The organism is Bombilactobacillus folatiphilus, from assembly GCF_023380265.1.
Classification (GTDB): Bacteria; Bacillota; Bacilli; order Lactobacillales; family Lactobacillaceae; genus Bombilactobacillus; species Bombilactobacillus folatiphilus.
Genome location: NZ_CP093366.1, coordinates 130,024 through 145,217, shown reverse-complemented (window position 1 = coordinate 145,217; position 15,194 = coordinate 130,024). Strand labels below are relative to the sequence as shown.

The window sequence follows — 15,194 nt, the reverse complement described above, 5'->3', positions numbered from 1 at the left end:
TCTCATTAAGTAAGTTCGATGCTTAACGTCTTAAGCAAAGAAGCCATAAAGATTTGCAATTGCTAAATCTTTAAGGGTACGGAAACTAATAACAAACAACAATACATGACTCAAAGTCCATAATATTAATCAAAATTACATATTAAAAAAGCATATGTTCATTGTAGACTAAAAGAAATAAAAAACAAGCAATTATTATTTTAGTAATAACAAACAATATATACTTTAGTTTTAGTTTGACAAATTATTAAATTGTAATATCCTTTAGTTAAAGGGGATGATAATATGATTAAACAATTTCGATACAAAAAATGATTAACGAATAATTTGGCAGAATCATTCGTTAATCATTTATCAAATAAAAATCAGAAGAGAAACAAAAGTAAGCTCTAATATGACATTATAAAAATTTATATCAGTATTTATAATACCATTGTATCTACTTTAAGTAAATAACTTAGAGCTTATTTGTTTCCTTCTTATAATGGGAGGATCTTTGTAAAATGGCGTTAATTAATGAATGCATAATTGATGGGAAGATATATAATACTTCCCAAGTAAGCGATATCAAAGAAGCAGATCCAAACGATGAAAGACTTAATCACATTGAATGTATGTACTGCGGGTGCAAGCTTGAATTTCATCGATGAACCTAAAAACGTAAGGCTTATTTAAGTACTTGGCGTGACCGTGTCCATAACAAGGAGTGTATATACTACCATGAACCCAGTATTAGAAAATCTATTGATTCCTTTAACATAGTGGAATATTCTTTGATTGACGATAATGATATAAACAAAAGAGCTAATTATTTGTTTAAAAAAATGAATAACCAATTAACTCAGTCAAATAAACAAAGTTCCAATAAACAGACAAAAAGTCCAAAAACGGATCTGAATACAAAAAAGCAACATAAAACTTTAAAAAAACCATCGGTCAAACAATCTAATAATACAGACATTAATCATATTGAAATGCAAACGAGAAGCGCTCCAATGGAATATTTCTTACCTGGGCAAAATCCAGCCCAAAGACGTTAACGAATCTGCAATCGCACTAGGTGGTACACTTATTAATGTTCATAGACACAATAAAAAAATTGCCTTTGAATTAATAGATGAAGACACAAAATTGGTAGAAACAATCTATACCAGCCCTGATTATTTTGTCCAAAAAATCGAAGGGCTGGATACACGCCTAAAATTACTTGAACAAATTATCGAAAACGGACAAAAACCACAGGCAGCATTTTTTGTCTCAGTAAGTCCCACCGAAAATGGATTAATTTGCTATCTATATCAGGAAAACCACATTCGTATTCTTCACAACGCAAGAATATTAAAACTAACAGAATATATCGGATATTATAATAAATTAATATGACAAAATTGCCACCGGCTTGCTGATGACTTTTTATTTGTCCTCATGTCCTCAAAGGGCAATAATATAAGATACGTTTTTCCTAAATATCACAAATTAACAACCATTATTTCAGTATGATCACACTTCCTTACAGTCTTAAAATTATTTTTTAGATAAAGTTTATAAGCAGGAATATTTCTATTATCTACGCTCAACGAAATTTTTTTATATTTTTTACCTTTTAATAAATCAATGAGAGAATTCAATAAATTCGTTCCATAGCCCTGACCTCTAAACTCTGCTTTCAGAGCTATACTTAACTCCGGTGTATCAGCATCAACATAACCGTACGACCGAATTTTTCTAATCCATGCAGCACCAACTAAATTCCCCTTACTCAAAGAAACCAAACATACATCATCGTTCCTTGAACCAAATTTTTTTATATATGTATATAAATCATCATTATATATAGCCGAATAAGGTAATTTATGATCACCATCAGGTATATATTATATGGCTTCATAAAGCATATCTTTTAAAAAATAAACGTCTTCATCTTTTATTTCTCTAATTTCCAAATCACATCGTCCTCTCATATAAAGCATTATTTCTTATACGTTAAACATGCGGCTACACTTAGTATGAAAACAGCTCTAATATTAACCCCCGTCCAGAGATTAGTTCCATTAGAAAAATAATTTTTCAATTTCCATTTCCTTAAAATCTAGCATTTACCTAACCAAAATGTTTTATTTAACCTTAAAAAATAAAAACATTTGTATCAGGAACAAAAATATAACTAATATAAACATTTCTAACGATGTTGGTTTAAAAAAATAGTAAACTAGTGTATCCACCATCATCGTTAAAAATATTATGATTAAAAAAACACCTTTATTCAAAATAACACACTCCCTCCCCTCAAAAATCAGCTCCAAGATACCATCATTTTCGTAAATAACGCATTAGATCAATTAAAAAGTCAGCATTAACTAATGCTGACTTTATCGTTTATTACATTATCAATAATTTATTAGTTAATTGCCCGAACACCGAATGATGGATAGAAGTAACTAGAAATGCTGTGAACGCCAACGCCTTCGCCCGGTTTTGGTGCATCAATATATTGACCATTACCAATATATAAAGCAACATGATAAGAATTACCTTGTGAACCCCAGAACATCAAATCGCCAGGTTGTAAGTTATCAATCGAAACTTTAGGACCAGCACTTTCTTGAGCAACTGTATAACCACCAATATCTTGACCCAAAGCTTGCTTGAACACGTATTGCATCAAACCAGAACAGTCAAAGGAATTAGGACCCTTAGCACCCCAAACGTAAGGCTTGCCACCTTGCATTTGTGCTTCATTAATAACTTGTTGTACCTTAGTATCTCTTAAAGAATTTGTATCAGCAACATCATCAGATGCAATCCAATCATCAGCACCTACGTTATACCATTGGCCATCAGAAGTCACGTCGGTAACTTTCCAAGTGGTATTTTTATCAACATATTGACCTGTCAAAGAACCATTCGTATATGGTTGATGCCGTAAGCCTACAGAATCCTTAGTTACAGTCACACTTTCGCCAACATTAGCAGCCTGAGCATCTTGATGATGACCAACTACACCTACTGCAGAAATACTAACGACACCTGCTGCAACAAAACTGAGTAAACTTTTTTTAGAAATCATTGAATTAATCTACCTCCAACATAAAATCGGTAAAACTTATTTTTAAATTGCAATTATTTTTCTTAATTAACTTAACAATACGAATAATACCCTTTTTATATGTCAAACATGTTACAGACAGAAAAATATCTAATTACAAAAAGTGATTTTATGTGAAACGATTACTTGACTGATTTCATCAACAAATCCACTTCAGTTTTTAACTGCGGCCATGAATCATTTCGCAAGATGTGAGCGCATGTTTGCAAGACTTGCGGCACCAGCAAATCACGTCGAAACTCTTTGCTATGCAAGCGCTGCGCCAACAAATCTGGCGTATCTCCGCGCATTTTTAAACGTTGCATCAACAAGTGCTCATCCACCGTTAAAAACCACACCATGGCTTGTTGAGAATAAGCTTGAACATAACTAACAGCGCCTTTAGTATCTAAGACAATACTCACCACGTCGGATTTGGCCCAAGCCTTGGTCAAGCCCTCTTTGGAGGAACCATACAGATGTCCACTATAAGTCACTGATTCCAGATACTCATTTTGACGAAAAGTTGACGGCGTTTCAAAATAATAATCTACACCATCAACTTCATGCTTCCGTTTGGGTCTAGTCGTATGCGTCACAACTGCCGGAATCTGATATTGCTGCTTTAAATAAGTGCTCACCGTCGTTTTGCCAACACCGCTCGCGCCAGTAATAATGATAACTTTTTGCATTGATTTACTCCAAATAATTGTCAAATTAGGCTTTATCGCTTATGATAAAGATTGTTTTAGTGAAGGGAGTTGCGCATTATGAAGATGGATAACATTAAAGTTGGCGATAAATTACAAGGTCATGTTGAAGAAGATATGGAACAACCCTTTACGGGCACCGTTGAAAAACTTTACACCAATTCCGTTTTAATTGATATTGAACAATATGATCCACAAGATAACGATAATGTCATTGAATTGAATCATAAAATTGTCGTCAATGCACAAAATCTGAAAAAACCAGCTAAAAAATAAATAACAGTATAAAAAAGCTTCTCGGTCCTTCTTTTGAACGACTAAGAAGCCTTTTTTATGGAAGCATTTGTAAGAAAGTATTCGATGGAATACGAATCAATGTGTAATCAGTTGCCACACTACCTACATGCATCCCCAAACCGTTACGCCAATTATTTTTGTAATGGGCCACCATCGTAATTACATAAGCCTTTTGATATTTTTGATCATATTTTCGCGTATGCGGCCACGGATAATTCTTCGCATTCAAACTAATCGATTGGTCACCATCCACAACTGAAGCGTTATTACTGGGAACACTGTACTTAGCCCCATGAGTCCAATAAGTATAATACTGAATTATATTTTTGTCGGCAGCCCCTTTAGCTTGGACATAGTATCCTTGACTGCTCTTAGTCTGCATCACCAATGGTTGAACTTCGTAATTAAGTGTTATGCGTTGACTATCTTTAGCATTCGCTCTATCCAAAACGGTAACGTAAAGCATGCCACCAACCGCGATCAACGCAATTAAAAATTCTATGATATCCAAAAACCAATTCATCTGTGAATGATGTTTTTTTTGCACCACAATCATCTTTAAATGGCGTTGCCGTGTATGAAAAATAATCCCAGCCACAAGACAAATAACCACGATCCAACACAATACTCCCAAAATATTCCAATTAAGATGCATCAACATTCTCCAAATTCATCATAAATTTATTAGTTCTATTATAGCTCACTTCGGTCTGGGTCGCATTAATGAAAACCGGATTTTAACATTAGAAAAAGAGCTTTTTTACTTGACAAATTGCTCGAAATATATAAGAACTAACGTTCGACATTTTTTTAAATTGTACAAACGCCTAGTACATCAACCACACTATCATGTAGTTCGACATCGTACTAAATACAATATATTGTATTTGCCTATTTTGGGTTTTATAATGAGTGCTAATCAAATAGGAGGTCGTCGCAATGAAAAAAACAGCATTGATTTACACCAAAAATGGTTGCATGCAATGCAAGATGACAAAGCGCTTTTTAACTGAACATCAAATTGATTTTCAAGAAGTGAACATTAATCAACAGCCGGAATCTTTAGCAACTTTAAAACAGCAAGGCTTTCAAAGTGTGCCTATCGTGATAGCCGATGGCGTCCAACCCATTGTCGGTTTTCGTCCAGATGAACTGAAAGCTCTGGTGTAATCATGCTGATTGCTTATTACACGATCACCGGTCAGACGCGGCGTTTTATCGAAAAAACGCAACTGTCCGCCTATGAAATCAACGATACGGATCCTTTTCACCAAATGAGTGCCCCATATTTGCTAGCAGTGCCCGCCTATGATGACGAAATGATGGACGCTGTCATTGATTTTTTGGGGTATCAAACTAATGCTCAACGTCTAGTAGGCGTTGTCGGCAGTGGTAATCGCAACTTTAATGAGTTGTATATTCACACGGCTAAAGACATCGCCAGAGGGCTGGGTGTTCCTGTGGTCTTCGATTATGAATTCAATGGAACGCTGACAGATGTCGCAAATTTTCAGAAAGTGGTTGAACAACTTGAGTCTAAACAACATTGATATCGCTAAAGTTCACTATTTCAAGCTAAACAATGAATTAAATATCCCCGTCGATGGTCACATTCCCTTAGCCAAAGATCAAGAAGCCCTGACCGCATTTTGGCAAGAAAATGTGACACCGAACACCAAGATTTTGCCTGATGTGCTTGATCATTTAACCAATCTGGTTCAAAACGATTATTTGGAAGGTGCTTTTTTTAAAAAATATTCGAAAGCTTTTATCCAACAGCTTTACCAATATCTATTAGATCAACATTTTCAATTTAAATCTTTCATGGCAGCTTACAAATTTTATAATCAGTATGCTTTAAAAACCAACGATGGTAACTATTATTTAGAAAATTATGAACTGCGGGTTCTCAATAATGCCTTGTATTTCGCAGATGGCAACGAACAATTGGCCCAGCAATTAGCCGACGAAATGATTCATCAACGCTATCAGCCGGCAACGCCAACCTTTTTGAATGCTGGTAAAAAGCGACGTGGTGAATTCGTGTCATGCTTTTTGATTCAAACGACTGACGATATGAATTCAATTGGCCGCGCTATTAATAGTGCGTTGCAACTTTCCCGCATTGGTGGCGGTGTGGGGATTACTCTGTCCAATTTACGTGAAGCGGGGGCGCCGATTAAGGGCGTGGAGAACTTATCTAGCGGCGTTTTGCCAGTGATGAAACTATTAGAAGATAGTTTCAGTTACAGTAACCAACTGGGGCAACGCCAAGGTGCCGGCGCTGTTTATTTGAACGTCTTTCATCCCGATATTATTGATTTTTTGTCTGCTAAAAAAGAAAACGCCGATGAGAAAATTCGGGTAAAAACTTTATCACTTGGCATCATTGTGCCGGATAAATATTATGAACTCGTGCGTCAAGATGCTGATATGTATTTGTTCAGTCCATACAGTGTTGAACGCGTGTACCAAACGCCTTTTTCCTACGTAGATATCACTAAAGAATATGATCATTTGGTGGCCAATCCGCAAATCAAGAAATATAAAATCAAGGCACGGGATTTGGAATTAGAAATCAGCAAATTGCAACAAGAATCAGGTTATCCCTACATTCTTAATATTGATACCGTCAACCGTGATAATCCAATTGATGGCAAAATTATCATGAGCAATTTATGCTCCGAAATTCAGCAAGTCCAAACGCCGTCAATTCTCAACGACAAGCAAGAATACGTCAAAATGGGGACCGATGTGAGTTGCAACCTCGGTTCCACTAATATTCCCCAATTGATGGCTAGTCCTGATTTGGGTCAATCGGTGCGAGCCATGACACGGGCGTTGACTTTTGTGTCGGATCATTCCCAAATTGATGCTGTGCCTTCCATTCGCAAGGGCAATAAGCTTAGTCATTCAATCGGCTTGGGCGCTATGGGTTTGCACACCTATTTAGCCACCCAGCACATCGAATATGGTTCACCACAAGCGCTAGAATTCACGAATGTTTATTTTATGTTATTGAATTATTGGACCCTGGTTGAAAGCAATCAGCTTGCCCGTGAACGACATACAATGTTTCATAATTTTGCCAAATCACAATACGCTAATGGTCAATATTTCACTAAATATACACAACACAGCTTTGCCCCCAAAGATCCTGTGGTTCAACAATTATTCGCGGACATTTTTGTACCAACGCCCAAAGATTGGGAACTATTACAACACAAAGTGCAAGCCACTGGCTTATACAATCAAAATCGCTTAGCAGTCGCGCCCACGGGATCGATTTCTTATATTGACGACACCAGCGCCAGTTTACAGCCGATTACATGGTTGGTGGAAGAACGCCAAGAAAAAAAGAATGGCAAATTATATTTCCCCGCACCAAAAATGGCTAATGATACGATTCCTTACTATCGTTCAGCTTATGACACCGACATGCGTAAAGTGATTAACACCTATGCTGCCGCGCAAGAACATGTCGATCAAGGCTTGAGCTTGACTTTATTCATTCGCTCCACCATTCCTGAGGGCATGTATGAATGGAAGACACCTGATGAGGAAAATAAGCAAACAACGCGTGACTTGACAATTCTGCGCAATTACGCTTATTACAAAGGAATTAAGTCCTTATATTATGTGCGCACTTTTACCGATGATAGTTCCGAAGTAGGTGTCAACGAATGTGAAAGCTGTTCAATTTAAGCAAAAAAGGAGAGCCAAATGGTTAAAACGTACTACGAAGCAATTAATTGGAATCAAATTGAAGATCAAGTTGATAAAGCCACCTGGGAAAAATTGACGGAACAATTCTGGCTGGACACACGGATTCCACTATCCAACGATCGCGACGATTGGCGTGGATTAAGTGAAATTGAGCACACCGTGGTGGGACACGTATTTGGCGGCTTAACTTTACTCGATACTTTGCAATCCCAAGATGGCGCGGAAGTCTTACGCAAAGATGCCCGCACACCTGAAGAAATCGCCGTATTTAATAATATTCAATTCATGGAATCCGTCCATGCCAAAAGTTATTCATCAATTTTTAGCACGCTCAATACAGCCGAAGAAATCAACGAAATCTTTGATTGGACGAATCACAATGAATTTCTACAAAAGAAAGCAGAAGTGGTCAATCAAATCTATCAAACTGGGCAACCCCTCGAAAAGAAAGTTGCTTCTGTCTTCTTGGAAACTTTCCTGTTCTACTCAGGTTTTTATACGCCACTGTATTATCTCGGCAATAATAAATTGACAAATGTCGCAGAAATCATCAAGTTAATTATTCGTGATGAATCTGTCCACGGCACTTATATTGGTTACAAATTTCAGCTCGGCTTCCAAGAACTCTCTCACGCGGAACAAGAAAAATTCCAAGATTGGATGTATAATTTATTATATGAGCTGTATGACAATGAGGAAAAATATACCGCGCAATTGTACGATGAGATTGGCTGGACCGATGATGTGAACCGATTCTTGCGTTATAACGCTAACAAAGCGCTCATGAATCTCGGACAAAATCCCTTGTTTCCTGATGGCACAGCCGAAAACGTTAATCCGATCGTGATGAACGGCATTTCGACAGGAACGAATAATCACGACTTTTTCTCGCAAGTCGGCAATGGTTATTTATTAGGACGCGTGTCGGCCATGAAAGAGTCTGATTACGACATTGGCCGTAATAATAATTAAAAAACTTCATTTCGATTTGAAGTCGAAATGGAGCTTTTTTTAGTTTACATAAGATCAAATATATCTTCAATACATGTTTCCCATTCCCCAGTCAATTTAAATTATAAACGTTTCAATTTAAATTAATTTAGTTTTCTGATTATCAAAAACATTAATAACGAGCGCAATTATTAAAACAAAAATAACAATATAAAACACTTGATGTTGCGCATTTAACATAATTTGGTTCAAAGCATGTCTGGTTGATGCTGCTATCTGAGCCGAGTTATCAATAAATTTATTCAATACTGTTTGTGAAACACCCGACTTATTTTGAATTCCTTTGTCTAAGGCATAATTAAACACCAGACCATAAATGCCGGTCATAATTGTTTGCCCCATAGTTCGGCCTAGTGTCAACATTGAAGAGGCCGTTCCCAATTGCGATTGATCAATTACTTGCTGCGAGACAACTGTATTTGTCGTAATGACTGTCCCCAAACAAACACCTGAAATTCCAGAAATTACATAAAACAAAATCATCTTGCTATCCACACTAGTACGCAAAATAACTACAAAACCAAGCGCCATAATACTGACAAAGATTAAATTAATATATTTAGGTGCCAAACGCTTGACTAATGACCCTACAAAAAATGAAGCAACCAACCACATAATCGGACTAGGCGAGACAACCAGACCAGCTAGTGAAGCGGGTGCTCGATAAATTGATTGTAGCCAAGTTGGAAAGTATATCTGAAAGCCAAATTGTGCTCCACTGAGCAAAAATGCTGTGGCAATTTGTGCTGAAAAAGTTCTATTCTTGAAAATGGTTAAATTAATTAATGGATCATTGGTTTTCTTTTCCCGGTAAATAAACATGATGGTGGACAATATAAAAACAAGAAACAAGATAATAATCAAAAACATTTTAATGGAACTATTTTGTAAATCCTGAAAAATAAATAAGAGACTTAAAATTGCCAAAGACAAAGTCACAATCCCGATATAATCAATATTGATGTGCTTTATATTACTATTTAATTTTTCAGTGTACATCGTCGCAATAATAATGAAGACAATAACTCCTAAGGGAACATTGATGAAAAATACCCAATGCCAGCTCAATTTATCAACTATAAAGCCCCCCACTACAGGACCCGCCAAAGCCGATATGCCCCACGCAGTATTGTTAAATGCTAAACCCGTGGATCTTTTCTCGAATTCAAATAGATCAGCAATAATCGTGTTAGTTATTGGAAGAACTGCTCCAGCCCCTAAACCTTGAATAAAACGGGCAGCTGTTAAAATGATCATATTCGGCGACAAACCACTCAATAATGAACCCAGCGCAAATAAAGCAATCCCTGTCAAAAAAATGGGTTTTCGACCAATTTGATCCGATAATTTTCCATAAATGGGCGTGGTAACGGAAGTTGTTAATAAATATATGGTAAAAATCCAGCTTTGCAGTGCTAGACCATGCAAATCACTAACAATCGTCGGCATTGCCGTTGTAATAATAGTTGTTTCAATGGAAGTCATAAATGTTGCTATAAAAATGGCTACCATAATAATTGACTTATGCTTAGTTTGCATCTCTATTCCCCCAAAATCACTTTATTCAACACTTCAGAAAATTGTTCCTATCAAAATTTGTGTATCTACATTTTTTGCAATATTATTTATTTATTAATTGACAATAAATAAATAATATGATTAAAATATCAACACAATGCATGTTTTAATATTAATGCAAACAAAATATAATTAAAGTACGGAATTTTTTTATAGTAGGAAGAAGAGGTATCAAATGGGGGAAAATAAAAAAAATACTATCAAATGTAATCTAGCAAGTGTTATCCATGTAATCCATATTTTAAAGGGCAAATGGATATTCAACATCTGGATAGAAATTTCTAACGGTAATAACCATTTCGGAACATTGCTCAGATCTTTACCGGGGCTGAATCCAAGATCTTTGGCGCATAGTCTGAAAACACTAGAAAAAGAAAATATAATAATTAAAGAAACAAATTCTCTCTCTCAACAAAGTACATATAATTTGACTGAAAAGGGGAAGAGTTTGAAGTGTATTTTTACAGATATGAACATTTGGGCTGACAAATATGCTTAATCTGCAATTGAACAAAAAAAGACCGCGCCCGCCTTTCGACGTTACTTAGTCTTTACTCAAAATGTATACATAATTTTCTGCCGCAACTCAAAAAACAGGATCGCCATCACGACCCTGCTCTCGAATTAATGATTAAGTTTTATTGCATTTCTGCAGCGGTCGGCATCGACTTTTGACCACCGGTGCGACTGACTTTAATGGCCGCCGCCTTGTTGCCATATTCCACTGCCGCCAACAAGTCTTGATTTTTCGCATAACTGACCGCCATGCCAGCAGCAAAGGTATCGCCCGCGCCCAAAGTATCCACCGCTTGAACCTTGTGAGCAGCCACATAATCCACCTTGCCATTTTGATAAACTAAATTACCTTGACTGCCCATTTTAACAATCACATTGGGCACACCTTTAGCGGCAATCACTTTCGCTGCTTGCAACGCACTTTGTTGATCAGTCACCTGCACACCACTAATTTTTTGTGTTTCCTGCGCATTGGGCGTCACACAATCAGCGTATTGCAAAGCTTCCTCAAAATAATTATCAGCGGGTGCGGGATCCAAAATGACAAACATGCCTTTTTGTTGCGCCTGTTTCAGAGCCGCCATGATTGATTCGCGACTGGTTTCCATTTGTAGTAATAAGACGGGGGCTTCAATTTCCTGCATCGCCCTGTCGATATCGGCCGCCGTTAAACTGGCATTCGCTCCCAGTGTACCCACCATCGTATTCTCACCGTCATCATCCAACCACACGATAAAACTGCCGGTGCCTGCATCTGGACTTTGCTTGATATACTTGGTGTCAATTCTAAAATTAGTTAAATTTTGTAACATTTGTTGACCGCTGGCATCTTGACCGACGGAACCCATGAAAGCAAGTTTGCCCCCGAGCCGCGCCACCCCAATTGCTTGATTCGCGCCCTTGCCGCCAGGTAAGGTAACCACACTTTTAGCGGTCGCCGTCGCACCATATTCGGGATATTGACTGATTTGTGCTTTAATATCAACATTGATACTGCCTAAAACTGCCACATCATATTTCATTTATTTAACCTCCAACCATTGCCGGGTTTGGGCAACATTGTCCGCCAACGAAGCTCTTGCGCGATAAACCGAACTGGTGCCACCAACGAACCAATCGGCACCGGCTTTGACACACTGTGGAATGGTTTGGGCACCCAAATTACCGTCAACCTCAATTTTAGTCGTTAAATGTAAATCAGTAATTTTTTGTTTCAGCTGTGCAATTTTTTGATACATTTCGGGGATAAACTTTTGACCCGCAAAGCCCGGATTCACAGTCATCAACACGACATAATCCGCTACTGGTAAAACATAATCCAAAACACTTAACGGTGTGGCGGGATTAATCGCCACCCCTGCTTGCATGCCACAAGCTTTAATTTGCGTGAGTGTACCTTGCAAATTCATCGTTGCTTCCGCGTGAATGGACATCATATCGGCACCTGCTTGCTGAAATAAGTCCACAAAACGCTCCGGTTGCTGCACCATAGTATGAATATCCAACGGTTTGTTGGTTAACTTGCGAACCGCCTGAATGAAATCTGGTCCCAAAGTGAAATTTGGCACAAAACTACCGTCCATGATATCAATATGATAATAATCCACGCCCGCAGCATCTAAAGCCTGCACGTCACGGGCGACATGTCCTAAATCCGTACACATTAATGATGGTGCAATTTTTTTAGTCATTTTTTCCTCCATAAGTTGATTCTCGCGCAATAAATTGCGGTGTTAAGCAATATTGCTGTTTCTGTTTTTGCGTTAATTCATCAATCATTAAATCAAAATAATTTGGCGCAAACTGTTGCACCGTACTCAAGCGCGGATTCATAAATTTACCCAAGCGCGTATTATCATAGCCCACCAGCTGGACATCTTGCGGAACCCTTAATTGATGATCCTGACATGCTCGCAGTGCACCCACAGCCATCGCGTCATTGGAACAAACAATCCCTTGTAAATCAGTCCTGGACTGTAAAAATTGGTCGACTTGTTGATAACCACTTTCGTAAGTAAAATCACCGTACAAGACGGCTAACGACGTTGCGCCTACTTCCCGAAGCGCTTTGCAATAACCTTGGTAACGATCTTTGGAACTTTGTTCACCAGCAGGTCCTGACAGAAAGACAAGCTTTGCTTGCGGTTGCTGTTGCAAAATATTTTTCGTCGCCAAATACTCACCTTGCACATGATCGACATTCAAAGCCGCATACGGATGTTTTAAATGCGTCCGATCAATCGTGACCGTCGGAATCTGGCGTTGCTCCAACCGATCTAAATCAGCCTGCTTGACAAATAGTGAATCAATAATTGCGCCTGCTACATAATTATCCTGCATCGTTTCCAAATAATATTCAACTTTTTGCCGATTATCTTCACTGTTGCACAAATAAATCTGGTATCCTTGCCGATTAGCGGCTTGCTCAATTTTTTGAACTAATTCACTAAAAAACGGATTGCTAAAATTAGGAATCAACAAAGCAATCAAATTCGACTTCTGCGCGGACAATATTTTTGCTGTCCGATTCGGATGATAATTAACTTGTTCAATAATTTTTTGAATCTTTTGAATCGTTTGTAGGCTCGCTTCCCCCTTGCCATTCATCACGCGCGATACCGTCGCCGTGGAAACACCCGCTAGTTGGGCGATATCTTTTAACGTTGTCATTTATAGTCCTCAATTGTTCTCGTAATCGGTTACGTAAATATAAATATAGCGTTTCCAATTTATTTTGTCAAATTGCTCACCGCCCTTGCTTTCCATTAAAGAAAGCGCTATATTTTAGATGTTTTCAATTTTACGTAATCGGTTACTCTTAATTCTCAAAGAATAGGAGTAATGTCATGCTTGATACAATTCGTGCTGGTTTTAACTTCTTTATCGGTTTAGGTGGCGCGGCAATGATGTTTTTCATCATTACGCTGCTATCACTATGTTTTCGGGTAAAATTCTCCAAGGCGGTCGAGGGTGGTTTGCGTATGGCCACCGCATTAACCGGAATGAGCGCCGTCATTTCATTACTGACGACTTCCTTTGGTCCGGCGCTCAATGCTTTTGTCAAATCGACCGGCGTTAACCTGACGATCACTGACTTAGGTTGGGCACCATTGGCTGTCATCACTTGGGGATCCGTCTATACGCTTTATTTTGCTTTTCTAGAAATTTTAACCAATTTGGTGATGCTCTTTTTAAAATGCACCAATACATTAAATGTTGATATGTTCAATATCTGGAACGTGTCGATTCTAGGGCTGTTAATTCACCATTATTCGGGCAATAATCTGTGGATCACCTCATTGTTCGTCGTGGTGATTGTGATGTTGATGCTCTTTAATGCTGATGCTATCAAACCCACCATTAATTATCTGTTGAAATATGACGACAATAACATCACGACCACGGCGCATCCATCGTTACTAATTATGCCGACTGCCATGATTGTGAATAAATTAATTGATTGGTTAATTCCTTTTGTGGATAAATTCGATTTTAATGCGGATACTTTAAACGAAAAAATCGGCTTTTGGGGTAGCAAATTCGCCATTGGCGCTTATTTAGGGATTTTCATTGGTCTTCTAGGCAAACAAAGTGCTGCTAATATTTGTTCATTAGCCTTTACCGCCGGGGTAGCGCTAGAATTATTTGGTGCCGTGGGCGACTGGTTTGGTCCCGCCATTGAACCCTTATCCGGGGGAATTCAACAATTCATGAGTTCACGTCTGCGCGGGCGCAAACTGTTCGTCGCCATTGATTGGCCGATTCTGGCTTCACGGGCCGAAATTTGGGCGGTAGCCAATATTTTAGCGCCCATTATGTTAGTGATTGCCATGATTTTACCTGGTAATAAAGTTTTGCCACTCGGTGGCATCATATTGACCGTCTTAACACCGGCTTTATTGCTGGTGACGCGCGGGCGAGTGATTCGAATGACCATTATTGGCACCGTTTTAGTTCCGCTATACCTTTGGGGAGCTACCGCAATTTCCAAGTTTATTACCGCCACTTCGATTTCCATGGGTAATTTCCCCAAGGGTCTCTCTAAGGGGCAAACGTTCAGTTCCATTGATTCCGATCCGATTGAGAAGTTCTTGGCGATTTTGTTTGGAAAAACGGTCAAAACTTGGGATGTCAAGTTACTGATTATTTCCGTGGTTGCCATCGTGGTTTACGCACTCGTCTTCATCTGGTACCTCAAAATGATGAAAAAGAACAATCCGTTAAAGGCTTAAATAGCAAAATAAATAGTCCTCGAATTTGAGGACTATTTT

At 38.2% G+C, this 15,194-nt stretch carries 16 protein-coding genes; 8 read left to right on the top strand and 8 right to left on the bottom strand.

The features are described 5' to 3' along the window. Positions 1-969: 969 nt before the first annotated feature. Complete coding sequence (locus MOO45_RS00655; protein ID WP_249514507.1) at positions 970-1,383, top strand: hypothetical protein; 414 nt, start codon at positions 970-972, stop codon at positions 1,381-1,383. 86 nt (positions 1,384-1,469) lie between these two features. Here the strand turns inward: MOO45_RS00655 and MOO45_RS00650 are convergent, their stop codons facing one another. From MOO45_RS00650 to MOO45_RS00640, 3 genes are all read right to left on the bottom strand, one after another. Further along, positions 1,470-1,808, bottom strand: coding sequence for a GNAT family N-acetyltransferase (locus MOO45_RS00650; protein WP_249515113.1), 339 nt, complete (start codon positions 1,806-1,808; stop codon positions 1,470-1,472). A 590-nt stretch (positions 1,809-2,398) separates the two neighbouring features. After that, positions 2,399-3,067, bottom strand: coding sequence for a C40 family peptidase (locus MOO45_RS08145; RefSeq protein WP_317619038.1), 669 nt, complete (start codon positions 3,065-3,067; stop codon positions 2,399-2,401). Positions 3,068-3,228: 161 nt separating this feature from the next. Then, a complete protein-coding gene (locus tag MOO45_RS00640; protein ID WP_249514506.1) occupies positions 3,229-3,777 on the bottom strand; it encodes a guanylate kinase in 549 nt (182 codons plus the stop codon). Between the two features lie 78 nt (positions 3,778-3,855). Here MOO45_RS00640 and MOO45_RS00635 point away from each other — a divergent pair, with 78 nt between their 5' ends. After that, positions 3,856-4,071 carry a DUF2187 family protein gene (locus MOO45_RS00635; RefSeq protein WP_249514505.1) on the top strand — a complete coding sequence of 72 codons (216 nt, stop codon included), beginning with the start codon at positions 3,856-3,858 and terminating at the stop codon, positions 4,069-4,071. Between the two features lie 55 nt (positions 4,072-4,126). On the opposite strand, the gene MOO45_RS00630 is transcribed toward MOO45_RS00635, so the two are convergent. Next, a complete protein-coding gene (locus MOO45_RS00630) occupies positions 4,127-4,747 on the bottom strand; it encodes an LVIS_2131 family protein (protein ID WP_249514504.1) in 621 nt (206 codons plus the stop codon). Between the two features lie 284 nt (positions 4,748-5,031). Here MOO45_RS00630 and nrdH point away from each other — a divergent pair, with 284 nt between their 5' ends. From nrdH to nrdF, 4 genes are read left to right on the top strand one after another with little or no spacing between them, the layout of a single operon-like run. Continuing rightward, positions 5,032-5,262 (top strand): glutaredoxin-like protein NrdH, encoded by a 231-nt coding sequence (nrdH, locus tag MOO45_RS00625; protein ID WP_249514503.1) that lies wholly within the window; start codon positions 5,032-5,034, stop codon positions 5,260-5,262. Positions 5,263-5,264: 2 nt separating this feature from the next. Next, positions 5,265-5,642 (top strand): ribonucleotide reductase stimulatory protein, encoded by a 378-nt coding sequence (locus MOO45_RS00620; protein ID WP_249514502.1) that lies wholly within the window; start codon positions 5,265-5,267, stop codon positions 5,640-5,642. Beyond that, a complete protein-coding gene (gene nrdE / locus MOO45_RS00615; protein WP_396022411.1) occupies positions 5,590-7,797 on the top strand; it encodes a class 1b ribonucleoside-diphosphate reductase subunit alpha in 2,208 nt (735 codons plus the stop codon). The genes MOO45_RS00620 and nrdE overlap by 53 nt, the downstream gene beginning before the upstream one ends. Positions 7,798-7,815: 18 nt before the next feature. Further along, positions 7,816-8,790 (top strand): class 1b ribonucleoside-diphosphate reductase subunit beta, encoded by a 975-nt coding sequence (nrdF, locus tag MOO45_RS00610; protein WP_249514501.1) that lies wholly within the window; start codon positions 7,816-7,818, stop codon positions 8,788-8,790. Between the two features lie 117 nt (positions 8,791-8,907). Here nrdF and MOO45_RS00605 read toward each other — a convergent pair whose 3' ends face one another. After that, entirely contained in the window at positions 8,908-10,368 is a 1,461-nt protein-coding gene (locus MOO45_RS00605; protein ID WP_249514500.1) for an MFS transporter, read from the bottom strand. Positions 10,369-10,582: 214 nt separating this feature from the next. Between MOO45_RS00605 and MOO45_RS00600 the strand changes: the two genes are divergently transcribed. After that, on the top strand, positions 10,583-10,906 hold the full coding sequence (locus MOO45_RS00600; protein WP_249514499.1) for a winged helix-turn-helix transcriptional regulator: 324 nt from the start codon (positions 10,583-10,585) through the stop codon (positions 10,904-10,906). 139 nt (positions 10,907-11,045) lie between these two features. Here MOO45_RS00600 and MOO45_RS00595 read toward each other — a convergent pair whose 3' ends face one another. From MOO45_RS00595 to MOO45_RS00585, 3 genes are read right to left on the bottom strand one after another with little or no spacing between them, the layout of a single operon-like run. Continuing rightward, on the bottom strand, positions 11,046-11,945 hold the full coding sequence (locus tag MOO45_RS00595; protein ID WP_249514498.1) for a ribokinase: 900 nt from the start codon (positions 11,943-11,945) through the stop codon (positions 11,046-11,048). Continuing rightward, positions 11,946-12,614, bottom strand: coding sequence for a ribulose-phosphate 3-epimerase (gene rpe / locus MOO45_RS00590; RefSeq protein ID WP_249514497.1), 669 nt, complete (start codon positions 12,612-12,614; stop codon positions 11,946-11,948). It lies immediately after the preceding gene. Beyond that, a complete protein-coding gene (locus MOO45_RS00585) occupies positions 12,607-13,593 on the bottom strand; it encodes a LacI family DNA-binding transcriptional regulator (protein WP_249514496.1) in 987 nt (328 codons plus the stop codon). Before MOO45_RS00585 ends, rpe begins: the two co-directional genes overlap by 8 nt. A 176-nt stretch (positions 13,594-13,769) precedes the next feature. Between MOO45_RS00585 and MOO45_RS00580 the strand changes: the two genes are divergently transcribed. Next, a complete protein-coding gene (locus MOO45_RS00580; protein WP_249514495.1) occupies positions 13,770-15,155 on the top strand; it encodes a PTS transporter subunit IIC in 1,386 nt (461 codons plus the stop codon). The last annotated feature ends 39 nt before the right edge of the window (positions 15,156-15,194 follow it).